The following is a 23,715-nucleotide window of genomic DNA, read 5'->3' on the forward strand; positions in this document are numbered from 1 at the left end:
TGATTAATCACGAGAAAATGTTATGACCAAACATTATGATTTTATCGCCATTGGCGGTGGCAGTGGTGGTATCGCTAGCGCCAACCGTGCTGCCATGCATGGTGCAAAATGCGCCATTATTGAAGCAAAAGATCTGGGCGGAACTTGTGTCAATGTTGGCTGTGTCCCCAAAAAAGCTATGTGGTACGGTGCGCAAATAGCCGAAGCTTTTAAATATTCTGCAGATTATGGTTTCAGCTATAAAGATATGCAGTTTGATTGGCAAACATTAGTCGATTCTCGCCAAGCCTATATTTCACGAATCCACCAAAGTTACGATCGTGTGTTATCCAACAATAAAGTTGATGTGATCAAAGGCTTCGCGCGTTTTGTAGACGATAAAACCCTTGAAGTAGATGGCAGGCAATATACCGCTGATCATATCGTTATTGCCACCGGCGGCTATCCTTTCATCCCGCAAATCCCCGGTGCCGAATACGGAATCGACTCTGATGGCTTTTTTGAACTGACTAAACAACCCGAGAGTGTCGCCGTCATTGGTGCTGGTTATATTGCGGTTGAGATTGCCGGGGTATTCCATGCGCTTGGTACAAAAACCGACTTAATTGTTCGTAAGCACAAACCTTTGCGTGAATTCGATGAATTAATCTCTGATACTTTAGTTGAGATTATGGCCGAATCAGGTCCGACACTACATACCCAAAGCATTCCAAAATCAATCGAAAAAGATGCTGATGGTAGACTTATCGTTCATCTGGAAAATGGCAAAAGCATAGGGCCAGTTGAACAAGTAGTTTGGGCAGTAGGTCGCAAGGCAGCTAATTCTAATATTGGCATAGAAAATACTGATGTGACACTCGATAAGAATAATTTTGTGATCACTGATAAATATCAAAACACCAATGTTTCCGGTATCTACGCTATCGGTGATAACACAGGCCGCTTAGCTCTTACTCCTGTTGCTGTTGCGGCTGGCCGACGCCTTTCAGAGCGCTTATTTAATGATAAAACAGACGAACACTTGGATTATAGTAACGTTGCTACCGTAGTATTCAGCCACCCTCCAATTGGAACCGTTGGTTTAACGGAGCAACAAGCCATTGATGAATATGGTAATGCGCAAGTTAAAGTTTACACATCATCTTTTACAGCCATGTACTCAGCCTTAACACATCACCGCGAGGCGACGAAGATGAAGTTAGTTTGTATTGGTGATGAAGAGAAAGTCGTCGGCATCCATGGCATAGGATTTGCCATGGATGAAATATTGCAAGGATTTGCAGTAGCCTTAAAAATGGGGGCGACCAAAGCTGATTTTGATAACACCGTAGCAATACATCCTACTTCGGCAGAAGAGTTTGTTACGATGCGCTAGTTTACTCAAAATAGGTATAAAAAAACCCTGATAGTCAGGGTTTTTTTATACCTTGATATTTTATAATCTTTCTATAGTAAAACCTTTTTCTTCTAAATATTGTTGTACACTATTTTTCCCGGCGTAGTGGGCAGCACCCACTACCGCAAATACAGACTTCCCTTGCTCCATTTGAGCAGCAATACCATCGGCCATAACCTTGTTACGCTTATATAAGAAGAGGTCATTAAATTCATTCATCACATCAGTTGGAATACCCATAGCCTTTGAGTCCGCTTCAGCCTGCGCCATCACTTGTTCCATTTGACCAGTTTTCCAAGACTGCATTAAGTCTTTAAAATCATTAGCATCTTTGGTAACAGCGCCAAGCACCATATAATCTTGTAGTTCTTTTGGCATGCCATCTAATAATTTCAATTGACCTTCCAAAGATTCTAATTCAACAATTTCTTTTTCTTTCGAACCATTAATAAAAAACTTATCAATCCCTAAATCTTCTGAATAGCCCAATTGAATAACGCTCATCGCTTCAATGGTCATAGCCGCCATCCAAGGTTCAAATATTTTCACCAAATTACAAGTTGAAGTTTGCTTCTCACAAAAGACTTCATACTGTTCTCGAGTTTTGTCCGACAACACTGTTGGTAACGGATTTTCCAGATCCATTGCCATCTCTTGAACCATTCGAGCCATTTCCATTTGATTCACATTAACAATGTTAGCTTCAACAGCTAACACTTCCGTTTCAGAGAACGCCTGTAAAACATTTTCAGGCAGAGGGTACATATCTTTTTCACCCACATGAATTGAACCAAACAAATAAGAGGTTTTACCTTTATGTTCGATTTTCCACATTGCCGGCGTGTATGTTTGTTGGCTGTCTTTATCGTTTGCTTGGTCAACCATTTTTTTATCGGCGTTTTCTTTGATTTTAGTGCTTTTTTGCTCAGTAACTTCCTCTGTTACCGTCTTAGTTTTATTAAACACATCCGATAAAAAATAAAAGCCGCCCACAATAATGGCGATTAATAATAATACATAAATAATTTTTTTCATGACCTCTCCTAATTCGACAATCTTTGTAATAATTTTTCAGTTAATAGTTTGCAACTTTGTTGACCACCATGCCTAAAAAACAAAGAAGGTTCAATTAATTCCATCTCATTCAGATATACTTCTCCTTGTTCTCCATGTAAAAAATCCAATCTCGCATACAGTAAGGAACCAAACTTTTCATTGACCCAATCTAAAGCTTGCTTCGCTAGCTTTAGCTCTTGATCGTTTAACTGATAAGGATAATCTTTTGCGCCATAGTCATCTTGCACTCGGAAATCTCCCTTTACTGGTACTTTTCGCGTGCCATGACTGAACTCACCGGCGAAAAATATACCTGAAGTTTCGCCAAACTCTTCTACGCTTTTTAAGTAAGGTTGCATTACCAAATCCTCATTTGGAGTCAACCTATCGATATGCGATTGCGCTTCAGATATACCCTCGGCAGTCATTGCAAAACGACAGCATTCTCTAGCATTAGCACCAATTAGAGGCTTAATAAAACCTTCTGTCCAGCCATGCTGCTGCATTATGCTTCGAGCATCATATTCGACACCATGCATTAACCAATGAGATGGGGCGATGGTTATTCCGGCTGTTTCTAGATCTTTTAGATAACTCTTGTGGCTATTCCATAACATTACTGCTTTGGAATTCAGAAGCGTAGTTTGTTGTGAAACATTGTCTAACCATTGGGTAAACTCTTCAAATCGCTCTTGATAATCCCAAGTGGTTCTGATTAAACAAGCTTCGTATTGCGACCAATCCACTGCTGAGTCCCATGGTAAAATTTCATACTCAACACCATATTCCGTTAAGGTCTGGAAAAAAGGTTGATCATCAAGTTCCCAGTCAGGAAGATCTTTACAAGAAGCAATAGCAACTCTTGCCATAGTAATGCCAATAAAGTAGTGATTTTGTTAGATTCTATTAAACTTGGCTGGGAAAAGAAATACGACCTTGCTTTAATATATCAGTAATGGCGTTCGACGACATAGGGCGGCAGTAGAGCATGCCTTGTCCCATATCGCAGCCTAAGGATTTCAAAATTGACATCTGCTGAACCGTTTCAATACCTTCACCCACCGTATGCAGATCTAAACTTTGGGCTAATGATATAATACTTCGAATAATATTCACATTTATCAAACGATCACGTTTTTGACTGCCCAATTGAGATACGAAATACATATCAATCTTTAAATTATCAACCGGCAATTGACTCAAATAAGCGAGCGAGGAATAGCCTTTACCAAAATCATCGATAGATAGCTTAATGTCCAATTCCTTAAACTGATTCAAGATCTTTACCGTATTCAAAACATCAGTCATAGCCGCACTTTCGGTAATCTCAACCTCAAGCGAACTACCTTCAATGTTATACATCGACATAGTATCGTTAAATTGACGGACAATATTAAAGTTCTTTAAATCCTTAATGGATAAGTTTAAAGCAACGCTAGTATCAATACCCATATTGCGCCACTCATTTACCTGACGACATGCCATATCAGTAACTAATCGACTTAAGTCATTAATTAAATTGGACTCTTCAGCAATAGGAATAAACAAGCCAGGCGAGACATCACCAGAATCTGGGTCATACCAACGGCATAAAGCTTCAACGCTTTTAATAGCTCCAGTTTGAATATCTACCCGCGGTTGATAATAAAGGCGCAAATCGCCGTTGGCTATTGCTAACTTTAATTTCTTCTCAGTTGAACGGCGGCGGTTTTCACGCTCGGTGTGCTTGATTTCATAAAACTCGTAAGAATTTCGATCTTTCTTGGCAGAATACATAGCGATATCAGCGAAGCGAAAAAGATCTTCTGATTTTTCAGTATGCTTAGGATAAATACTAATTCCAATCGAGGCGCCACTTTGGACTCTATGCTTATCTGCTTTAAACGGCGTTCTAAACTGCTCGAGAATTCTCGTGGCTATCGCGCCGGATTCTTTCTCACTTGAATCCGGTAGTACAATCGCAAACTCATCTCCGCCAACTCTGGCTAAAGTATCAGTTTCACGTAAACAACTCTGTATCGTTTGCGCCACACTTTTTAGTAAAGCGTCGCCAACCGTATGCCCTAATGAATCATTAATATCTTTAAATCCATCCAGATCAATATACATTAATGACAATTTATTAGATTTCTTGCTTGCGTCAGCCAAACCTTTTAACAAGCGCTTTTTTAATAAGTAACGGTTTGGAAGTTCAGTTAAAGGGTCATAATTCGCTAAATTATGAATCTTCTTTTCAGACTTTTTACGCTCAGTAATATCATGAAAATTAATCGTTACGCCTTGAATGGCAGGATCATCTAAATGATTTGCGAGCCTTGATTCAATCCAAATGATATGACCTTTTTTATGCACAATTCTTCTTTCAATAACCGAAAGCATGCCAGAGTTTCCCGCAACTTCTTTAATGTGCTTGGCGGATTCCTCACGGTCTTCATCATATATAAACGGCGTAAAGGTCTTCCCTATTAAATCCTCTTCCGTATAACCAGAAAGTTTAGTCACTGAAGGAGACATGTAAGTAACTTTAAAATCTTTATCGAACACTAAAATACAGTCGTAACTATTTTCAACTAATTTTTTATAATATCTTTCTTGTTGCTGTAACGACTCATACTCGTTTACCGATTGATAGAGTGGTAACAAAGCCCCGATTCCACTAATAGGCTTTCCATTAGCATCTCTCTCGTAAATCGCACTATTTGCCTGGATCAACCGCCAGGAGTTATCTTTGCATTGCACCCTAAATTTAACACTCGCCAAAGTTCCGTCTTCTGCATTTATCAGAGTATTTCTCTGTTCGAGAACAGCATCAATATCATCCGGATGAATCGGCGTAAAAATTCCATCAGGCATTTTCTCAATTTCGGCTTCTGTATAACCGAGTAATTGTGCGTAATCAGCTAGACCTTTAGTAAAGAGTTTTGTTTTGTAATTTAAATGAAAAAGGCAGACGGGTAGCTGCTCAAAGACATCTTTTTGGAATATGTTAGCTTTTTCTATTTTAGCAGCATCATTTAGTAAATTTGAGGGAACCGGTTGTAAAGTAATAGCTAGTTCAAATAAGGTTTTTCCTTTGGGCAAGTTAATCATCGAAGCGACGTATTGGTCATTACTTCCAAGATCAGGCAAGCTGACAATTGAACGTTTCGTTTTTCCCTCTATCAACTCTTGAGGTAGCCAGTTTTTATACTCTAGCCCCATCAACTTGGAAGCCGACAAAGAATAATTATGGCTAAAAACCTTGATTACAACCTCACGGTTACAAACCAGAATAGCAGTATAGTCTTGCTGACAAATAGTCTGCAATAACGACTCTGGAATAGGCGGGGTGTTAGGCATCAACGCTTAATTTTCCTTTAATTAACTTTATTTAGCTCCAAAATTACCTGGATAAGCATAAACTAGGTGTTTTACAATGTCCAAAAATTAGTAGCACTTTACGGTTCCCGCAGCCTCACTTTGTCGTTAAAATAGGCAAAATTACAATTTTTTAGCCAACCCTATGACAATACGCCGTTATAAGTCCTTTACACCCAAACTTGGCAACAAGGTTTTTGTGGATCCTACTGCCTTAGTTTTGGGTAATGTCGTCATCGGTGAAGATAGCTCGATCTGGCCAATGGCGGTTCTACGTGGTGACGTGCACGCCATTAGAATTGGCAAGCGTACCAGTATTCAAGATGGGACTGTATGTCATGTGACCCATGATGGCCCCTTTGATCCGGGTGGCTTTAGTTTAAATGTTGGTGATAATGTCACCATTGGCCATAAAGCCATACTGCATGGCTGCACCATCGAAAGTAATTGCCTAATTGGAATGGGTGCAGTCGTTATGGATGGCGCCATTATCAAAGAACATGTGATTATTGGCGCTAATAGTTTAGTACCGCCAGGCAGAGAGTTACAAGGTGGTTACCTTTGGGTCGGCTCTCCGGCTAGAAAAATTCGAAAGTTGACTGATGAAGAACTAGGTTTTTTTGAATATTCCGCGAACAATTACGTCAATATCAAAAATGAGCACCTAGAAGATAGTGATTTATAAAATCACTAAAAAAACAAACATAAAAAAAGCCATCAGATGATGGCTTTTTAATTTCAAACATAAAACTTTAAAAGCTATAGCTTACTCCGATTGAAGTTGTGCTATCAGTTTTATCAGTTCCCACTGGCACTACAGAGTTATGATTAACCAGGTAAGCCACTTTTAGGGCTAAACTATCAGATAACTTTGCAGTAAGCGCTGACTCAGATGTATAGGTATCAACTTCTTCTCCAAAAATTGCAGTCAACTTTTGTGTGAATTGAGCAGTATCAGAAATTTTATAAGCATAGTCTAAGTCACTGCGAATAACGCCTTCTTTTTCATCTTCACCAACAAAGGCTGCATTAATACGATAACCTGCAGCAATACCTAACGATAAATGCCCAGAATCATCAGCAAAAATTTGACGACCATAACCTGCATAAATACCAGCTTGATAATCATAAGCTCCGAAATAATCATTTACATAGTCGACGGTGCCATATAAAAAATCATTTTCCGACAAGTCATAGCGATTATTCCAAGCAAATGTATACCTCTCTGCAGAACGTACATCGTCTGTGGCATTGTTTAAACCAGTCACGACAAAACCCATCGCAAAAGGTGCGCTGATTCGAGTGACATAATTGAATCCACCATTCAGGCTCGTTGTATCCGTATTGCCTGAAGTTGCTACATAACCAAAATCTAAATTACCCTTAGAGCCATCTTCAGGAGCGTCGCCTAATAAACCTGATGCATTAGCTGAAACCATTGATAAGCCAGCAATAACCGCCAATGTGATTTTCGTAATCTTTTTTGTTACTTTCATAATAATTCCTCTCTGAATTGATGCCGCAATTTTATCAATCAATAGCTGAAAATAGTATGAATAATTGTAAAATTCTATGTTGTTATTGGCACTTTAGCCAATCAGCAAAAGACGAGTGTTTTAATGATAACTGATGTAAGTATTGACTTTTAAATTCTCGATAATTGGTCATGTCAATTTCTAAGCTATGTAGCCGACTTCGTTGCAAAGGTTCGCCGTCACTTGCTATCGATAACGGCCACTGATTATTAGCCGCAGCTTCTAGCCATTGGCATAAATCATCTTCATGGATCATATTTAACCATTTGGGGTCTTCTGCTTTTTCTTTAGCTAACAGACTCATGACAAATCTCGTTCTTTCTTTAGAATAGAGTCCGCTTGCTCTTACTATTGAAAAGTTATTGCATAGCTTTTTAAAATTTTGTTCTGCTTCTAATAAAATTTCGCCACGAAAGTTATCGGGCTCCGGTTGTACTTTTTCATCAAGCAAGCCACATTGTTGTTTACCATAAACACTAGTAGAAGATAACAATGTGTAATGAGCTTCTGGATATTGCTCAGCAAGTTGCAACAAAATATTCTCAAGCCCTTCAATGTATATATTTCTATAATCTTGAGGATTCCGATTCGTAGGTGCCAAAACAATGAAAACAGTATTTATTGTTGAGAATTTTATCAGTTTGGACAATATTTCTGATGAGCCTAAGAGGTCATATTGAATGTGATGCGTTGACCATTTTTTTTTAGAACGAGATAAGGTTACAACCGACTTTTGATTTTTTTTTAAATAATGGTAGAAACGCTTACCTAACTTGCCGGCACCAATAATTAAGCTATCCATAGTCATCCATCGACTTTATTACTAGATAAACGCCAACTCCCGAATAGCAACTCAGGGCTACCAATGCAATAAAAAATGCTATCAAATTTGTATCTATAAACGGAATTATCACGACTAACAAAAATGTTGCCAAAAGTACTAGGGCGACCATAACTAACATTTTCATTAACTCATTTGAAACAGCAAAAAAATTTAAAACATTTACTATTGCAACTCCCAATAGTGTCGGAATCGCTAATTGCCAAGATTCTCCTCGATAACAAAAGTCACAACTGAGTGATGAAGAAACAAATACGACCAAAGCTAGCAAGGCTCCGCCTATAAAGAGCCAACTGGTTAATTTATCATGTTCAGGATTACCAAAAGGGTCATTGGCCTTAAACTTGTTTTTGTAGTAACCCATTAAAAACACCTTCAGAAGTGGATTGTAAGCTTTTTTCAACAATAAGCGTTTTGCTTGCTAATTGCTCTAAAGTCTTTAAACCTTTCCCTGTTAAGACTAGAATAAAGTTGCAGTCAAAATTCTGTGCACATTCAAAATCGGATTTTGAATCGCCTACAAAAAGCATTTCTCTGGGATCAACATCAAAATAAGCAGCGATATTTTCCAGCATTAAGGTTTTAGGTTTACGGCAATCACAACCATCATCAGGATGATGTGGACAAAACTCTATAAAATCAATTTTTCCGCCTTTATCATTAAGCATCGCAGACATTTTATCATGCATCTGATGCAATACCTTTTCATCATAAAAGCCACGACCAATTCCAGACTGATTAGTAGCAATGGCAACCTTAAAGTTTTTATTTAAATCGGCTATCGCTTGTAAGCTGCCTGAGATGGGGATCCACTCATCAACTGATTTAATGTAAGCGTCTGAATCGTGATTAATAACACCATCACGATCCAGAACTATTACTTTAATTTTCGGCCAATCGATCATAAAAATCTAATTCTGTAATAAAGAGATATCAGCTACAGAACCAAATAAAGCTTTTAACTTTGCTAACATAGCTAAACGGTTCATTTTCACCTTTTCATCATCTGCATTAACCATTACCTTATCAAAAAAGGCATCAACTGCATTTCTTAAACTGGCAAGGTGTTCGAGTTTGTGTTGATACGTTTGCAAAGTAGCTTGCTTATTTTCAGCATCAGAAATAGTTTCAGCTAAAATAGTCTCTTCGGCTTCTTGTAATAAAGAACTATCTATTTGGTTTGGCACTTCAACATCTGCTTTAGCTAAGATATTTTTTACTCGCTTATTTGCTGCAGATAAACTCTCAGCTTCAGGTAAGCTTTGGAAGAATTTTACCGCTTTAATTCTAGCATCAAAATCTACTGGACTTGATGGCTTTAAGGTTAACACTGAATTAATAGTACTAGCATCGACTCCAGACTCTAGATACCAAGCTTTGAATCGCTCTAAAATAAATTCAAAAACATCGCTTTCTACATCTTCATTGCTCAGCTTTCCGGATAAGTTACTTCCCGCTCTGTTAATTAATTTTTTTAGATCTAATTCCAAATTATTTTCAACAAGAGTTCTTATCAAACCTATCGCAGAACGGCGCAGTGCAAAAGGATCTTTAGAGCCTTTTGGTATTTGTCCAATCCCAAAGATTCCTACTAAAGTATCAATTCGATCTGCTATTGCTAACGCTTGTCCGACTGGATTTTTTGCCAACTTATCGCCGGAAAACTTCGGTAAATACTGCTCTGTCATTGCTATGGCTACATTATCATTTTCACCATCATGTCGCGCATAATAAGTTCCCATAATCCCTTGTAACTTATCAAACTCGCCTACCATATTCGTGGATAGATCACACTTTGAAATTAAACCAGCCCTTTCTGCTTGCGCTTCATCTGCACCTATTTGTTTCGCAATAGATTTTGCAATATTAGCAACTCGCTTTGCTTTATCCTGAACAGAGCCCAAATCTTTTTGGAAAACCACTTTTTCAAGATGAGCCTGATGACTTTCTAAGGTTGCTGTTTTATCAGTATCAAAAAAGAATTTAGCATCAGCTAAACGCGGACGAATTACTTTTTCATTACCGCTGACAATCACTTCAGGATTGGAACTCTCAACATTCGCTACGGTAATGAAGTTTGGCAATAAACTCCCTTCAGCATCTAAAACGTGAAAGTATTTTTGATGCTCTGCCATGGATGATACTAAACATTCACTTGGTACTTGCAAAAATTCGTTATCAAATTTACCCGTAAGCGCCACTGGCCACTCTACTAGACCAGTAACTTCATCTAGCAAATCATTTTCAATTTGTGCAATACCACCAATTTTTTTAGCTTCGGCCTCCACTTGCAATTTAATTGCTTGCTTTCGATTTTCATAGTTAACCTCAACTTTAGCGCTTTTTAGTGCAGGCAAATAATCGCGAGCTGATTTTAAATCAATCGCAGCAGGCGCCATAAAGCGGTGCCCATAAGTTACATTGCCTGTTTCAACACCAATAACTTTCGCTTTTAAAACTGTTTCGCCATGTATTAATACTGCCCAGTGTACCGGACGAATAAACTGTTCACTGCGATCACCCCAGCGCATAGCTTTTTGGATTGGTAGTTTTTTCAATGCTGAGTTAATAATATCTTCAATTAATTCACTTACAGCTTGACCTTTTTGCACAATTGAAAAACCCAATCTTTGACCTTTATCGGTATCTATCTTTTGCAAGTCTGATACTTCAACTCCGCATGATTTTGCAAAACCCACCGCAGCGGGCTTTGGATTACCGGCATCATCATATGCGGCATCGACTGCTGGACCTAATCGTTCAACATTTTTATCGGGCTGTGCCGTAATTAAATTTTCCACAATAACTGCTAAGCGTCTTGGTGATGCATAGCCAAACACAGCGTCAAATGCTAAATCATTTGTCGCTAAATTTATTTTAATATTTTCGACCAAAGCATGACTTAATTTTTTTAATGCTTTAGGCGGCAACTCTTCTGTACCAAGTTCAAATAATAGATCCTGCTTATTCATTATTTGCTCTCCTGTCGGCTACTCAGCGGGCCATTGTTTAGCATTGGAAATCCTAACGCCTCCCGAGCTGCATAGTAGCTTTCTGCCACCGAGCGAGCCAAAGTTCTTACCCGTAATATAAAGCGCTGACGTTCTGTTACTGAAATAGCATGACGCGCATCTAAAAGATTAAACGCATGGGATGCCTTTAAAACCATTTCATACGCTGGTAACGGTAGGTTATTTTCCATTAAGCTGGCACACTCACTTTCGCAATAATCAAAAAACTCAAAAAGCTTCTCCACATTAGCGTGTTCAAAATTATAGGTCGACTGTTCCACTTCATTTTGATGGAACACGTCGCGGTAGTAGACTTTACCCAAAGGCCCATCGGTCCAAACCAAATCAAAAATTGAATCCACTCCTTGTAAATACATAGCAATTCTTTCTAAGCCATAGGTGATTTCGCCCATCACTGGTTTACATTCCAATCCTCCAACTTGCTGGAAGTAGGTGAATTGAGTTACTTCCATGCCATTGAGCCATACTTCCCAGCCTAAACCCCAAGCACCTAAAGTCGGTGATTCCCAATTATCTTCTACAAAGCGAATATCATGCTCTAGCGGATCTAAGCCTAAAGCTTTCATTGAACCTAGATACATCTCTTGAATGTCCAAGGGAGATGGTTTGATCACCACCTGATATTGGTAATAATGTTGTAAGCGATTCGGGTTTTCACCATAGCGGCCATCAGTAGGGCGACGACAAGGTTGAACATAAGCTGCACTCCATGGCTCTGGGCCAATAGCTCGCAAGAAAGTAGCAGGATGAAATGTTCCCGCGCCAACTTCTAAATCGAGTGGCTGTTGGATAACACAACCTAGTTCAGCCCAATAGTTTTGTAGAGTTAAAATTAACCCTTGGAATGTTTTTGTATTTTCGTTACCGATACTCACAATAATCGCCTTAAGCTGAAAACAAGCTCCAGCTGTTAATCTATTCGCTCAAAGAGCGAAATTATACGGTATATCCTTATATTTTCTAACCTTTCTCAACAATTTGTGGTAAAAAATAGCAAATAATTTCGGAGTACTGACTATGACCAAACGTTGTTTTTGGGTTTCTGATGACCCTTTATACATTGATTATCATGATACTGAGTGGGGGCTACCCGTTTATGACGATCAAAAGTTGTTTGAAATGCTCTGCTTGGAAGGCGCTCAAGCTGGTCTTAGCTGGATTACTGTTCTTAAAAAGCGCGCTCACTATTGTAAAGTATTTGATAATTTTGATGCCGCTAAAATCGCTAAATATACAGATAAAAAGCGCGAAAAGTTATTAAATGACCCTGGGATTATTCGTAATAAGCTTAAAGTGAATGCTTTTATCGTCAATGCTCAAAACTATCTGCGTATAAAAGAACAACAAACTTTTAGTGACTATATTTGGCAATTTGTTGATGGCAAACCAATCGTAAATCAATGGACAGATCGCTCGCAAGTGCCATCCAATACCCCTGAGTCGGACGCCATGTCGAAGCAGTTAAAGAAGGACGGCTTTAAGTTTGTCGGCAGTACTATTTGTTATGCCTTTATGCAGGCTTGTGGGATGGTTAATGATCACACCACCGACTGCGACTTTTATAAGACTACTTCTTAGATAAGTAACGGCTTAATTGTTTTGCAATACTATAGATCGAACCAGAAACGCCGATAATGGCGGCAATCACCAGAATGGTAATTTTACTCTCGCGACTAAACCATTGCCAACCTAGAAATTGCTCAGCCATCACCAAAGAAATTAAACCGATTGATATTAAATAACAGTAGAAGGTTACTTTAGGAACTTTCTCAACCCTAATCATCTTATTAAATTTTACCTAAACTAAAGAATTGATTCGCAGAATAAAAACCGAAATGCTTGGCTCCATTTATCAAATTTTCTTCTGACAAATCAACCAGCTCATAAAAAATATTACGATGTATTAATGCTGACAGATTTTTTCTTACGCATACGTAGGGAGAAGGCTCTTCTGTTGCAGAATCGACTTCTACCCAAAACTGCGCTGGATCCGTCAATAGTATTTTATTCTCACAATTATCTTCAAGTTCAATGATATTGCCCTGATCCGTATTGTGCTGGGACATTCTAATCACGAAGAAGGGTTTGTCCTCTACTTGAATACCTAATTTTTCGACAGGGGTTACTAAGTAATAATTGTCACCTTCTTTTTTTAATACGGTAGAAAAAAGCTTTACTAATCGCTTTCGCCCAATAGGAGTCCCTTGATAATACCAATTGCCATCACGTTTAATGACTAGATCCATGTCACCACAAAATTCTGGATCCCATTGGTCAACCGGTGGTAAGCCCTTGCGAGAGTTTGAATCAGCTTGATTCAATTGTGAAAATAAGGCACTCAAATCGCTTTTATTATTCATTGAAATTAAGCGGCCAAACCCTTTTTGATCAAATATCGATAAGGGACCGACTCAGTATCACTGGCCAACAGCTGGTGATCCATAAAAGTACAAAACTTAGGTATATCACGTGTAGTCGATGGATCATCGGCGTATACTAACAAAACTTCGCCATCTTGCATCTTGCGTACATTTAAACGAACCATCATTACTGGCTCGGGACAACGCAGGCCGATAGCATCGTATTCACGATCAAACGTTTCAAATGGGTTTCTACTCATAGCGCTATTCTAGCCAAGCCAGTTTTGGTGGGCAAATTTTAGTCTTTTATTCTAAAGAATCAATCATCATTTTCTATTCGATTTTATAAAACTATCGATTTATTAGTAATATTCGATTTTACCTATCGATATATGGCTCTATAATGGAATCATATGAAGAGTAGAGAGAAACACACTATGAGTAAGTCGATTAATATTGGTATAGATGAATCTCAGCGCATCGCAGTGGGCGAAGGCTTGTCGAGATTATTAGCAGATACCTACACCTTATATTTACAAACCCACAATTTTCATTGGAATGTCACTGGGCCTTTTTTCCAATCTTTGCACACTTTGTTCGAGCAACATTATACCGAGTTATCCGTGGCAGTTGACGATATTGCTGAAAGAATTCGCGCTCTGGGTCTGCTAGCTCCAGGCACCTATGCAGAATTTTCTAAGCTAACACAAATTAAGGAAGTACAAGGCAATATAGATGCCAACACTATGCTAAAGAATTTAGTTGAAAGTCATGAAACCTTAGTAAGGACTGCACGCTCAATATTACCTTTAGCCGATCAGGCAAATGATGAATCTTCAGCTAGCTTGGTTTCCGATCGCTTAGTAGTCCATGAAAAAACTGCTTGGATGTTACGCGCTCATTTAGAGTAATAGTGCATTCATTTGATAGGCCATCAAAAAAGGGTAGCTAAGCTACCCTTTTTATTAATCGTTCAATACGTTTTATAGTCTCTGCTTCCTAATTAAGGCTCCGCCTAATAATAAAGATAAGATCAACCAACCAAAAGTTCCGCCACCACCGCCAGAACTTGGTTCCTCTGGAGGAGGATTAGCGCTGGTTGCGGTTGCTGGCTTGGTGAGCTCCGCTGTATCACCTTCATCATCCGTTACCACTAACTTAACATTATACGTTGCCGCTTGCGCGAAGGTGCGACTTGCTGTTTCACCCATTGCTTGAGAACCGTCACCAAAGTCCCATTGATAGCTCGTAATGCCTCCCACTAAATCACTACTAGCAGAAGCATCAAATGAGCAGCTAAGATTATTACAGCTCACACTAAAATCAACACTAGGCGCTTGATTAGTATCTACCACTTGCGAACTGCTATTAGATAGGCTGCCATTATCAGTAACTGTAAGGTTAACGTTATAAGCTTTTTCTTCAGTAAAGCTATAGCTAGTCGTTAGACCACTAGCTGCAGTGCCATCAATATCCCAACTGTACTGTTGAATGCTACCATCATCAGTAGAAGTTGAGGCATCAAAGTTACAAGATAAGCCTTGGCAATCAACGCTAAAGGCAGCATTCGGTGCTTGATTGGCACCAATGGTTAAAAATGCTGCGTAAGGCGCGCCCTTATTGCCGTCAGTATCTTCAGCTTGGAAATACACCAGATGTCTGCCCGCAGATAAAGCGCTAGTATCAATTGACCCATTAAACGCTTCTAAATCATTATCAAAAGTACCGTCTGACGGATTTAAAGTAGTTGCTATAGCACTATTGTCCCAAGGCAACTCATCAATAAAGTAACTTACCGCCTTAATATTTTGTCTTGGTATGACTACCCCATTAGCGTCTTTAAAACGGCCATCATTCGCATTACCTACAATAGTTACTGTTTCCCCCGCAGCAACTTGCGCATTGGTAGCACCATTTAAAGTAACCCCTTCAATATCTGGTCCAAATGGCAGGCGGTAAGGAGCCTCAACTACTTTTGCTGCATATACCAAAGCAGGAAGGTTGTTTGGTTTAATAGTGTTTTCATAGGTTGCACAATCTTGGAAAAATGCTGTACCCAACTCGAAAGTATAGTGTGGAATTCCTAACTCACCATAGCTAATATCATCACTAGTCCCATCAGTTGGATACAAACCAACTGATTGGATAGGGTTGTAGTTATTCCAATAAGCAAGCTTATGGCCTAGAGTTTTCAACTCATTAGCATTTGGCGCTTCAACCGCAGTATGCCCCCAAGGCCAAAGTACTAATTCACTAAAGCTGTGTACATCTATGTGCATACCTTTTGTAAAAGCGGGCGCTGCATCATTGATGCCAGGTCCACGCTGATCAGGAAAAATACTTTTAATATAGGTTTCCACGGCTTGAGTTTCTGGCTCGGATGCTTTGGTTGGACCTCGGTAAGTTGCGTCACAAGCATTACCACTGGAGCCATTGGCGGTCGTATTCCAGAACCAGGAGAAGTTACGATTTAAATCAGCACCACGACTATTACTGGTAGCGCTACAATGATTCTGGTTGGTATTTTTGCGCCATAAAATTCCTTGCTCAGCTTTTTTACGCCCATCTGGATTCATCATGAAAAGTACATGTATTTCATGGTTGTCAATAATCCACTGATAGTCTGCATTGGTTTCATAGCCTTCGACTAACTGGGTGGCGTAATCTAAGGTCAATGCGGCGGTCGTATATTCACGAGCATGCATAGCACTATGAATAAACAACTTAGGTTTTTGCTTGCCTATTGAGCGGTTAGTGATTTTTAATACCATTAAATCGTGGCCACCGATCCCCGCTGTTTTTTCCCAAGAATCACCAATATCGATCCATTGCGCTATTCCCGAATAAGTCTGACTTAACTGTTGTGCTTTACTGAAAGTCTCTTCAACTGTTGAATAACATTCGTAGCCAGAAATACCTGGCATTTTTATTTCATTTTTTAATTGCGGTTGCTGCTTCGATTGCCACTGTTTTTTCCAGCTTTTCTTCCAGCTGGGCAATGCTTCCACTGAGAAACCGAACTCTTCAAGTTGCTTAATCTGTTCGGGATTTAAACTAAAGGTAATGGTTAAGTTATCTCTATCCGCTTCAAGCAGTTCAGCATGAAAGCTAACTAAAGCTTTATTCAATAATGCCTCACTAGGAGCCTTCACTTTGTAAACCGGATTCAGATCATTAAGAAAGTCTTCTATTTGCCGTTCTATACTATTCGCAGCAGTTGCATATTGGCTTGTAGCTATCAGCAATAATGCAAAAATTATCTTTTTCATAATATTCTCAGTACAAATTTAGGGTTAATTCCGCATTGGAAATTTATGGAGGTTTACCTTATAGGATAAACTATTGAATTTTCTAGGTGTTTTTTGTAGCAAATTGCACCAGTTCTCATCATTTCTAGCAATCTGCTGTTCAGAATAAATCTTTTGAATTGAGTTTCTCAGGTATTTAAATGGTAGAGCGGGCCATCACACGATTTCGACCGGTGTTTTTAGCTTCATACATTAACCTGTCTGCACGATTAATCAAAACATCAACATTCTGATCGCTTGTACGAACTTCAGCGACACCAAAGCTAGCTGTCACTTTTAAACCTTCAGCTAAATTACCGAAGTCATAATTTTCAAATTGCTCGCGAATTTTATCTGCAACCCTATAAGCTTCCGTTTCATTGGTTTTAGGTAGTAATATCAAAAACTCTTCTCCACCTATTCTTCCTACCACATCCGACGCAGATAACGTGCTTTCGCAGATATCTTTAGTTGCTTTAATAACTTTATCGCCAATATGATGGCCAAAACGATCATTAATCCCTTTAAAATGATCTATATCAAAAATTATCACACTATACTGAAAAGAAGAGTGTTTACTTTTTTTATGATATTCCTCAATTTGTAGAAATACATGACGACGGTTGGGTAATCTTGTTAAATTATCTGTATAGGCTAAATGACGATTCCTAATCGCTAATTGACGATAACGGTATATATATACAATTAATATTATTGCGGAAAGTAATAAAAGCCCAATTAAAATCCATAATAATAAATTAAAGCGCTCACTCTCTTTCATGTTTTTAGCGGTTAATTCATTTTCTTTAGCCAACAATTTGTTATCAAAATTTAACTGCGCTTGGTCTAGCTGTTCACGTGATAAATTTGATACGCGAACTAAATCATCATTAAATTGAGTCCGATAGTTTTCGTAAGACTCCTCCAGCTTATCGTATGCTTCCTTATATAAACCTTTTTCATACAAAATACTGGAACGAATACCTTCCATATAAAACTTATCGGAGTCATTTTGCTTACTGTCATTAGCTGCCGCTATATCTAAATGTTCCTCTGCTTTATCTAACTGATCCATCATTAAATAGAGATAGGCTAGTTCCGAATGGATTTCATAGTTAAATAATTTTTCACCTATTTTATCGGAGATTTCTTGCGCCTGTTTTAAATAATTCAAAGCATTGGCATAATCCTTTTGGTCTACTAATAAACGACTGCGCATCTGGTAAGAAAAAGCCAAACCTGCAACATCTTCATCTTCTTTGGCTAATTTTTCTGACTTGTCTAAAAAAAATGAAGCATCATCAAAATCTTTTAACACTCGATACGAGTCAGCTAAATTTGTATATAAATAAGTATTTCGCGATAAGCCAGGATGCAGCTCTACTATATCAACTGCTTTTTTATAATATTCATTGGCCGAGGACTCATCGTTTAATTCTGAATAGATGATGCCAAATAAATTATAAGTTTCTGCAACTTGAAAAGGATCATTGCTTTCATAAGAATAATCTAAGGCCAGCTTTAATAAATCCAGCGATTCGTCGTATTTGTATTTAAACGATTTAAGGTAGGCTTGCTCAAGTACTAAATGACTTAGTTTATGCTTGGGCCAACTTTCCATCACTTTTTTATAAAGCGTTTCGCCAATTTCTATAGCCGCATCGATCTCGCTACTGGACCGTAATACAAACATATTGGCAAAGAGGTATTCATTGGTTAGCTTGTCAGATTGAATAAGATCGACCAAGGGTTTTGCCTTAATCAAAAACTCTCTTGCTTTATTAAAATCTTCCTGCGTTAAATAGTAATGGGCTTTTAATATATTTGATAACGCCATCACCCTCTGATCGCTAGGATCTTGAAGTGCAACTCGATTGATTTCAGCCAAATGCTCTTCGGTTGAGCTCTCAGTAATGGATAAATTAGATAAGTCGTATAATTGCGATAATGTCTCTTCATTTGCTACTGCAAAAGAAGCAAAAAAGATACAAACCAAAAAAGTTAGTAGCTTTAGTCGGGACACTTGGTAGATTCCTTCCAAAATAAAAGTAAGGTAATACGCTATAAAACCACTTTACACTATAGTCCTAAAAAGTTGAACAAAAGTAATGCATATTTGCATTACTTTTGTTTATTTATCAATCAATTAGTCTTCAAAATATAGCTTTGGGCGTTCTTGCTTTTGTGGAGCTAATTGGTTCATAGTCGCCGCTTCATACAAGTTGCCATTGATCATAACCATATGCACCTGATCACTATTGCGAAGATTTGCTAAAGGATCAGCATCCAAAACCACAATATCTGCTAATTTACCCACTTCAAGTGAGCCTAAATCTTCTGCCATTCCAAGGACTTTAGCACCGTCAATAGTCGCCGTTCGTAAAGCTTCCATTGCGGTCATGCCGCCTTGCTCAAACATCCACATTTCCCAATGTGCAGCTAAGCCTTCTCGCTGACCATGCGCACCCATTAAGACTTTCACGCCCTCATCTTGCAATTGAGCAGCGCCACGAGCCACATTGACATGATTATAATCTTCTTCTGGCGCTTTATAACGGCGCACTGAGCGTGCTTCTAGAATTTGCCTTGGTACAAAACGGCTTAAAATAGGGTGCTTCCATACGTCTGTTTTCTCATACCAATATCGCTCACCTGAAATACCGCCATATGACACACCCATTGTTGGTACATAAGCAGTATTAGCTTGCCCCATTAGCTGCTTAACATCTCCATAAATATTTGCTACTGGCAAAGAGTGTTCAATGGTTGTATGGCCATCAACTACCATAGTCATATTATGCTGGAATAAAGAACCTCCTTCAGGCACCACTAACAAGCCCGTTTGTCTGGCCGCCTCTAACACTTGTTGCCGTTGATCGCGACGTGGCTGGTTATAACTTTTTACTGAAAAAGCGCCAACTGACTTCATACGTTCTAAATGACCAGTAGCATCTTTTAAGTTATTTACATCGGCTGTAATGTAATGATTAGCGCCATACAAAATAGTACCGGTTGAGAATAACCTCGGCGCAACTATTTGTCCTGTTTTCTGCATTTCAGAAGCAGAAAATACAGCTTCCGTACTCGCTGATGGGTTATGCGTAGTGGTTACCCCAAATGCAAGCGAGGCTAAAGCATTCCAGTTAGTTTGTGGCTGCATTTGATTATTGGCATAAGGGCCATGCCAATGAAAATCGACCAAGCCAGGAATAATAGTTTTACCTTTTACATCAAAAGTTTGAGCACTTGACGGCACTGAAATTTCTGACGATTTACCAATGGCTTTTATTCGATTGTTCTCAATCATGACAGTCCCATCAGTAATCACTTCATCACCTTTCATAGTGATAATTTTGGCCCCTTTTAAAGCAATTAAACCGGATGGAACCTCGGCTTTCGCTGCCAACTCTATTTCGGTTACTGTAGCTTTTGATGCTTCAGGAACTTCACCGTTAGCATTTAAAAAAGCAAATTTAGTATCCAATTTTTGTTGGTATAAATTCGGGCCCATTGACCAATTAAGACTCCTACTATCACCAGACCAAGAAAGGTTGGCACCCGAAAATTCCGAGAATCTCTTTACTGGCAAATTAGCCGCATTTGGTCCTGTACTGATCGCTTTACCACCAGCTACAAATGGCGTGACATAAACTTGATAACGTTGATTAAACGCTAGCCATTGTTGATCTGGCGAAATAGCGTAATCACTGATCCATTGCCCGATATAATGTTCGCGTTTATCATTACCCGATAAATCCATACTCATGAGTTTTTGCGAATGAACTTCGCCATCAACCTTGGATTGCGAATAAAAAATACGATCGGAATCTTTATTAAAGAAAGGTTTGGCACCTGATTTACTGATGCGATCTTGCTGTCGTGCTTTTAAATCAACTTTAATGATCCCAGTTTCTTTAGAATACAACGGACTGGTTAAATAGCCGCCAGAAATCGCCTGAAAAACAGCGATTTTACCATCAGCACTTAACGAGGGATTAACATAATGACCCGGCTTTTGACTGATAACTCTTTGACGACCATCAAACAAAGAGTGAATTTTTACACTACCTAAATCTTTGTCATTCCATGTGGTGTAAATAATACTGCCGCCATTTGGCGAGAATCTTGGATAATATTCAAAGTGATCAGACTGATTGGTGATTCTTTGAGGCTTGCCATCAGGTAAATTTACTTTGTAAATATAGCCTAGCGCTTGGAAAATCGCAGTCTTACCATTTGGTGATACTTGCATCCAACGCAGCATTTTTGCATTAAAGTCTGCTGGCGCTGCTTCTTGGTTGATAGTAATAGCTTCCCGCATCTCACGCTTATCGGTCACACTGAAAGGAATTTCTGCAACATCTTTCGAGTCGATATCGATTTTATGAATTTTTCCTTTAGCCCAGAATACAATGTTTTTACTATCTGGAGTCCAAGCGAAATTCGGGTAAACACCATGGATCGCCCAGGTCTCCTGCATGTCTCTTTCTAGACCTTTATAAATCGGAAATTCAGCGCCTGACTCACGATCTTGCAAATACAAGGTACTTTTTTCGCGGATACGACGAACAAAAGCAATGAATTTACCATCAGGTGAAACCGTTGGTCTTACTGCACCGCCTTGGCCAGAAATCCAAGTTTCAATATCCCCAGTGTTCCTATCAATCGCAAAAACTTCATAGATTTGCTCATTCGAATTTTTACTGTATTCAAAATACCTTCCTGGAGTCGAATCACGAGAAAATAATACATATTGACCATCTGGCGTAAAAGCTGGCTCACCAAGATCTTTTTGTTCATTCGGACGCTTATTCAGCTTAATCCCATTACCGCCTGATTTGTGGTAAAGCCAAATTTCACCGGCGCCAAGCGAGCGAGTTCCAGTGAAGTGTTTGCGTGCCGCTAAATAATTACCATCCGGGCTCCAAACAGCATTATTCAACAATCGGAATTTCTCTTTAGTAACTTGGTACGAATCACTTCCATCAGTATCCATGATCCAGATGTTGTCACCACCCCCTTGATCGGAAGTGTAGGACAATTGACTACCGTCAGGTGAAAAGCGCGGCTGCATATCCCACGCCATAGAGTTGGTGATATTTTTTGCTTCACCTCCAGCTATAGGCATAGTGTATATGTCACCTAATAAATCGAAAACCAAAGTTTTACCATCAGGACTCACATCTAAATTCATCCAAGTGCCTTCGGTCACTTTTATATCTGCAAAATATGCTTTGCCAGGAGCTTTATTCACATCCCAAGCAACATCTTTTTTAGAGTCTTTATCGGATTTATCGCTGTTTTCAGCAGCATAAGCCACACTAGCCAGCGATAAACTAACTAATGCAGAAATAAAAACGGTCTTTTTCATAATTGGCCCAATAGTTTGATTTATCTATATTTAATAGCGGTTTAACTTAACTCATAAATATAGAGCTTATAAGTACAATTGGCAAAAAGATTGAAGTGATTTTAGTGGGAAAATGTAAGAAAAGGTTACTTAAATGAAAAATGACACAAGATGTTATCATCTCTTACGTCGTCTGCTTGCTAATCAAAAGCATTCATAGCCATCTATTGTGACTTTTTTTACTTTGCCTTTGCCGCAGTCTTTAAGAACCAACCCGGCGTTTTCCTGAACTTTCTCAAAATCAGATCGCTTGTCTTTTTCAATAACAGGGTTTATCTCACAGCCAGTAAAAATAAAAACACTTGCAAGTATTAGTAAGCACTTTAGGAAACTATTCATTACTTTATCCTCAATTATTATGGTAGTTTAAGGATAAATAAAAGTACCGTTTTGCTCTATGGATATTACTTAAAGAAAGGTAAAGCTATCTTTTTGGGGGCTTTATTTAATGGCTTTAATTTTAACGAGCCTTACTTAAGCTTAGATTCTAAAATAATAAACTCCAAAACCATTTCGAGTTCTTGGTCACTACAATCAAAACAAGCCCCTTTAGCCGGCATACTATTATAACCTTGCTTTAAGTTTTCCAATAACTGAGCTTTACCTTTCGACAATCTAAGACTCCAAGCCTTATCATCGCCTAAAACAGGCGCTCCTCCATGGCCACGATCATGGCAGCTGACACAAGACTGATAGTAAATAGCCTGTCCATCTCGTACGACTTGCGGATTGTCACATCCAATTAACAATATCAGACTAAAAAAAATAACTACACTAATCTTCATAACTCTCTATCTATAAAAATATCAGGCATAAAAAAACCGATGAATTCGACTGAAATCATCGGCTTGCTATCTATAAAATACTTATTTGCTATTGGCTAAAATATAGTCAACAGTCTTTTTAATATCGTCTTCAGAGCAGTCACTACAAGTACCCATTGCCGGCATCGCACCCACACCATTAATTGCTTCTGCATAAATATGCTCAAGACCTTCAGTCATTCTATCCGACCATGCAGCAACATCACCCATCTTAGGCGCGCCGGCAATACCAGCATTATGACAAGCCGAACAATAGGTGTTGTAAATATCTTCACCAGAACGAGGGCCGGCTGGTTTTGGAGGCTTTGGCAATTCGTTTGCTACCTGAGGGATCTTGTCGCCTTTAACGTATACCTTATGCGCAGGTTTAATACGCTCATCGGTGCTTTTCTTGCTTAAATGGGTTGCCAAAGCTTCGCCAGCAAAGGCCGCCATAACAACACTAATGGAAAATACTGCAACAGTTTTGATTAACTTCATTTCTGATCTCTCTATAGCTTCATAGCTAAGTCGATGAATACTTAACTTCATATCTTTAACTCGGCGAGGATTATACCTTTATTTAACAAGGGATTAAATAGTCAAACCCGCCAGATATTAGATTTAGCCATACCTTT

Annotated in this window: 22 protein-coding genes; 4 read left to right on the plus strand and 18 right to left on the minus strand. The window is 38.8% G+C overall.

Features of this window, described 5'->3' with window-relative positions:
• Positions 1-22: 22 nt before the first annotated feature.
• A complete protein-coding gene (gene gorA, locus GJS41_RS06935) occupies positions 23-1,375 on the plus strand; it encodes a glutathione-disulfide reductase (protein ID WP_154246558.1) in 1,353 nt (450 codons plus the stop codon).
• A gap of 60 nt (positions 1,376-1,435) precedes the next feature.
• Here the strand turns inward: gorA and GJS41_RS06940 are convergent, their stop codons facing one another.
• The 3 genes from GJS41_RS06940 to GJS41_RS06950 are packed head-to-tail and all read right to left on the minus strand — an operon-like array spanning position 1,436 to position 5,791.
• The gene (locus GJS41_RS06940) at positions 1,436-2,431 is read right to left on the minus strand and encodes a TraB/GumN family protein (RefSeq protein WP_154246559.1); all 996 of its coding nucleotides are present in this window, start codon (positions 2,429-2,431) and stop codon (positions 1,436-1,438) included.
• A gap of 8 nt (positions 2,432-2,439) precedes the next feature.
• A complete protein-coding gene (locus GJS41_RS06945) occupies positions 2,440-3,321 on the minus strand; it encodes a RimK family alpha-L-glutamate ligase (RefSeq protein ID WP_154246560.1) in 882 nt (293 codons plus the stop codon).
• Between the two features lie 37 nt (positions 3,322-3,358).
• A complete protein-coding gene (locus GJS41_RS06950; protein WP_154246561.1) occupies positions 3,359-5,791 on the minus strand; it encodes a bifunctional diguanylate cyclase/phosphodiesterase in 2,433 nt (810 codons plus the stop codon).
• A gap of 163 nt (positions 5,792-5,954) precedes the next feature.
• Here GJS41_RS06950 and GJS41_RS06955 point away from each other — a divergent pair, with 163 nt between their 5' ends.
• The gene (locus GJS41_RS06955) at positions 5,955-6,494 is read left to right on the plus strand and encodes a gamma carbonic anhydrase family protein (protein WP_154246562.1); all 540 of its coding nucleotides are present in this window, start codon (positions 5,955-5,957) and stop codon (positions 6,492-6,494) included.
• A 67-nt stretch (positions 6,495-6,561) separates the two neighbouring features.
• On the opposite strand, the gene GJS41_RS06960 is transcribed toward GJS41_RS06955, so the two are convergent.
• The 6 genes from GJS41_RS06960 to glyQ form a co-directional block, all read right to left on the minus strand.
• Positions 6,562-7,305: a YdiY family protein gene (locus GJS41_RS06960; protein ID WP_227551265.1), complete on the minus strand. Its 744-nt coding sequence runs from the start codon at positions 7,303-7,305 to the stop codon at positions 6,562-6,564.
• A gap of 82 nt (positions 7,306-7,387) precedes the next feature.
• On the minus strand, positions 7,388-8,146 hold the full coding sequence (locus GJS41_RS06965; protein ID WP_195758353.1) for a sugar nucleotide-binding protein: 759 nt from the start codon (positions 8,144-8,146) through the stop codon (positions 7,388-7,390).
• Positions 8,139-8,549 (minus strand): hypothetical protein, encoded by a 411-nt coding sequence (locus GJS41_RS06970; protein WP_154246564.1) that lies wholly within the window; start codon positions 8,547-8,549, stop codon positions 8,139-8,141. Before GJS41_RS06970 ends, GJS41_RS06965 begins: the two co-directional genes overlap by 8 nt.
• Complete coding sequence (gmhB, locus tag GJS41_RS06975) at positions 8,524-9,072, minus strand: D-glycero-beta-D-manno-heptose 1,7-bisphosphate 7-phosphatase (RefSeq protein WP_370515677.1); 549 nt, start codon at positions 9,070-9,072, stop codon at positions 8,524-8,526. Before gmhB ends, GJS41_RS06970 begins: the two co-directional genes overlap by 26 nt.
• A 24-nt stretch (positions 9,073-9,096) precedes the next feature.
• Positions 9,097-11,157 (minus strand): glycine--tRNA ligase subunit beta, encoded by a 2,061-nt coding sequence (glyS, locus tag GJS41_RS06980; RefSeq protein ID WP_154246566.1) that lies wholly within the window; start codon positions 11,155-11,157, stop codon positions 9,097-9,099.
• Positions 11,157-12,086 carry a glycine--tRNA ligase subunit alpha gene (gene glyQ, locus GJS41_RS06985; protein ID WP_370515678.1) on the minus strand — a complete coding sequence of 310 codons (930 nt, stop codon included), beginning with the start codon at positions 12,084-12,086 and terminating at the stop codon, positions 11,157-11,159. The genes glyS and glyQ overlap by 1 nt, the downstream gene beginning before the upstream one ends.
• Before the next feature lie 148 nt (positions 12,087-12,234).
• On the opposite strand from glyQ, the gene GJS41_RS06990 reads away from it, so the two are divergent.
• Positions 12,235-12,795 carry a DNA-3-methyladenine glycosylase I gene (locus GJS41_RS06990; RefSeq protein ID WP_154246567.1) on the plus strand — a complete coding sequence of 187 codons (561 nt, stop codon included), beginning with the start codon at positions 12,235-12,237 and terminating at the stop codon, positions 12,793-12,795.
• Here the strand turns inward: GJS41_RS06990 and GJS41_RS06995 are convergent.
• The 3 genes from GJS41_RS06995 to tusA are packed head-to-tail and all read right to left on the minus strand — an operon-like array spanning position 12,785 to position 13,837.
• Positions 12,785-13,000 carry a hypothetical protein gene (locus tag GJS41_RS06995; protein WP_154246568.1) on the minus strand — a complete coding sequence of 72 codons (216 nt, stop codon included), beginning with the start codon at positions 12,998-13,000 and terminating at the stop codon, positions 12,785-12,787. The genes GJS41_RS06990 and GJS41_RS06995 overlap by 11 nt on opposite strands.
• Before the next feature lie 4 nt (positions 13,001-13,004).
• Positions 13,005-13,577 carry a DUF1285 domain-containing protein gene (locus GJS41_RS07000; protein WP_154246569.1) on the minus strand — a complete coding sequence of 191 codons (573 nt, stop codon included), beginning with the start codon at positions 13,575-13,577 and terminating at the stop codon, positions 13,005-13,007.
• Between the two features lie 5 nt (positions 13,578-13,582).
• Positions 13,583-13,837, minus strand: coding sequence for a sulfurtransferase TusA (tusA, locus tag GJS41_RS07005; RefSeq protein WP_154246570.1), 255 nt, complete (start codon positions 13,835-13,837; stop codon positions 13,583-13,585).
• A 177-nt stretch (positions 13,838-14,014) separates the two neighbouring features.
• Here tusA and GJS41_RS07010 point away from each other — a divergent pair, with 177 nt between their 5' ends.
• Entirely contained in the window at positions 14,015-14,488 is a 474-nt protein-coding gene (locus GJS41_RS07010) for a Dps family protein (protein WP_154246571.1), read from the plus strand.
• 72 nt (positions 14,489-14,560) lie between these two features.
• On the opposite strand, the gene GJS41_RS07015 is transcribed toward GJS41_RS07010, so the two are convergent.
• The 6 genes from GJS41_RS07015 to GJS41_RS07040 form a co-directional block, all read right to left on the minus strand.
• Positions 14,561-16,846 carry a M14 family zinc carboxypeptidase gene (locus GJS41_RS07015; RefSeq protein ID WP_154246572.1) on the minus strand — a complete coding sequence of 762 codons (2,286 nt, stop codon included), beginning with the start codon at positions 16,844-16,846 and terminating at the stop codon, positions 14,561-14,563.
• A gap of 175 nt (positions 16,847-17,021) precedes the next feature.
• The gene (locus GJS41_RS07020; protein WP_154246573.1) at positions 17,022-18,887 is read right to left on the minus strand and encodes a GGDEF domain-containing protein; all 1,866 of its coding nucleotides are present in this window, start codon (positions 18,885-18,887) and stop codon (positions 17,022-17,024) included.
• Between the two features lie 123 nt (positions 18,888-19,010).
• Complete coding sequence (locus tag GJS41_RS07025) at positions 19,011-22,235, minus strand: amidohydrolase family protein (protein WP_154246574.1); 3,225 nt, start codon at positions 22,233-22,235, stop codon at positions 19,011-19,013.
• Between the two features lie 183 nt (positions 22,236-22,418).
• Positions 22,419-22,613: a hypothetical protein gene (locus GJS41_RS07030; RefSeq protein ID WP_154246575.1), complete on the minus strand. Its 195-nt coding sequence runs from the start codon at positions 22,611-22,613 to the stop codon at positions 22,419-22,421.
• Positions 22,614-22,744: 131 nt separating this feature from the next.
• Positions 22,745-23,059 (minus strand): cytochrome c5 family protein, encoded by a 315-nt coding sequence (locus GJS41_RS07035; RefSeq protein WP_154246576.1) that lies wholly within the window; start codon positions 23,057-23,059, stop codon positions 22,745-22,747.
• Between the two features lie 81 nt (positions 23,060-23,140).
• A complete protein-coding gene (locus tag GJS41_RS07040; protein WP_154246577.1) occupies positions 23,141-23,578 on the minus strand; it encodes a cytochrome c5 family protein in 438 nt (145 codons plus the stop codon).
• Between the last annotated feature and the right edge of the window lie 137 nt (positions 23,579-23,715).

Source organism: Kangiella sp. HZ709 (assembly GCF_009674675.1).
Lineage (GTDB): Bacteria > Pseudomonadota > Gammaproteobacteria > Enterobacterales > Kangiellaceae > Kangiella.

Excerpts from the sequence above, each read along its gene's own strand:
- gorA (WP_154246558.1), top strand. The coding sequence starts at position 23 with ATGACCAAACATTATGATTTTATCGCCATTGGCGGTGGCAGTGGTGGT.
- GJS41_RS06940 (WP_154246559.1), bottom strand. The coding sequence starts at position 2,431 with ATGAAAAAAATTATTTATGTATTATTATTAATCGCCATTATTGTGGGC.
- GJS41_RS06945 (WP_154246560.1), bottom strand. The coding sequence starts at position 3,321 with ATGGCAAGAGTTGCTATTGCTTCTTGTAAAGATCTTCCTGACTGGGAA.
- GJS41_RS06950 (WP_154246561.1), bottom strand. The coding sequence starts at position 5,791 with ATGCCTAACACCCCGCCTATTCCAGAGTCGTTATTGCAGACTATTTGT.
- GJS41_RS06955 (WP_154246562.1), top strand. The coding sequence starts at position 5,955 with ATGACAATACGCCGTTATAAGTCCTTTACACCCAAACTTGGCAACAAG.
- GJS41_RS06960 (WP_227551265.1), bottom strand. The coding sequence starts at position 7,305 with ATGAAAGTAACAAAAAAGATTACGAAAATCACATTGGCGGTTATTGCT.
- GJS41_RS06965 (WP_195758353.1), bottom strand. The coding sequence starts at position 8,146 with ATGGATAGCTTAATTATTGGTGCCGGCAAGTTAGGTAAGCGTTTCTAC.
- GJS41_RS06970 (WP_154246564.1), bottom strand. The coding sequence starts at position 8,549 with ATGGGTTACTACAAAAACAAGTTTAAGGCCAATGACCCTTTTGGTAAT.
- glyS (WP_154246566.1), bottom strand. The coding sequence starts at position 11,157 with ATGAATAAGCAGGATCTATTATTTGAACTTGGTACAGAAGAGTTGCCG.
- GJS41_RS06990 (WP_154246567.1), top strand. The coding sequence starts at position 12,235 with ATGACCAAACGTTGTTTTTGGGTTTCTGATGACCCTTTATACATTGAT.
- GJS41_RS06995 (WP_154246568.1), bottom strand. The coding sequence starts at position 13,000 with ATGATTAGGGTTGAGAAAGTTCCTAAAGTAACCTTCTACTGTTATTTA.
- GJS41_RS07000 (WP_154246569.1), bottom strand. The coding sequence starts at position 13,577 with ATGAATAATAAAAGCGATTTGAGTGCCTTATTTTCACAATTGAATCAA.
- tusA (WP_154246570.1), bottom strand. The coding sequence starts at position 13,837 with ATGAGTAGAAACCCATTTGAAACGTTTGATCGTGAATACGATGCTATC.
- GJS41_RS07010 (WP_154246571.1), top strand. The coding sequence starts at position 14,015 with ATGAGTAAGTCGATTAATATTGGTATAGATGAATCTCAGCGCATCGCA.
- GJS41_RS07015 (WP_154246572.1), bottom strand. The coding sequence starts at position 16,846 with ATGAAAAAGATAATTTTTGCATTATTGCTGATAGCTACAAGCCAATAT.
- GJS41_RS07025 (WP_154246574.1), bottom strand. The coding sequence starts at position 22,235 with ATGAAAAAGACCGTTTTTATTTCTGCATTAGTTAGTTTATCGCTGGCT.
- GJS41_RS07030 (WP_154246575.1), bottom strand. The coding sequence starts at position 22,613 with ATGAATAGTTTCCTAAAGTGCTTACTAATACTTGCAAGTGTTTTTATT.
- GJS41_RS07035 (WP_154246576.1), bottom strand. The coding sequence starts at position 23,059 with ATGAAGATTAGTGTAGTTATTTTTTTTAGTCTGATATTGTTAATTGGA.
- GJS41_RS07040 (WP_154246577.1), bottom strand. The coding sequence starts at position 23,578 with ATGAAGTTAATCAAAACTGTTGCAGTATTTTCCATTAGTGTTGTTATG.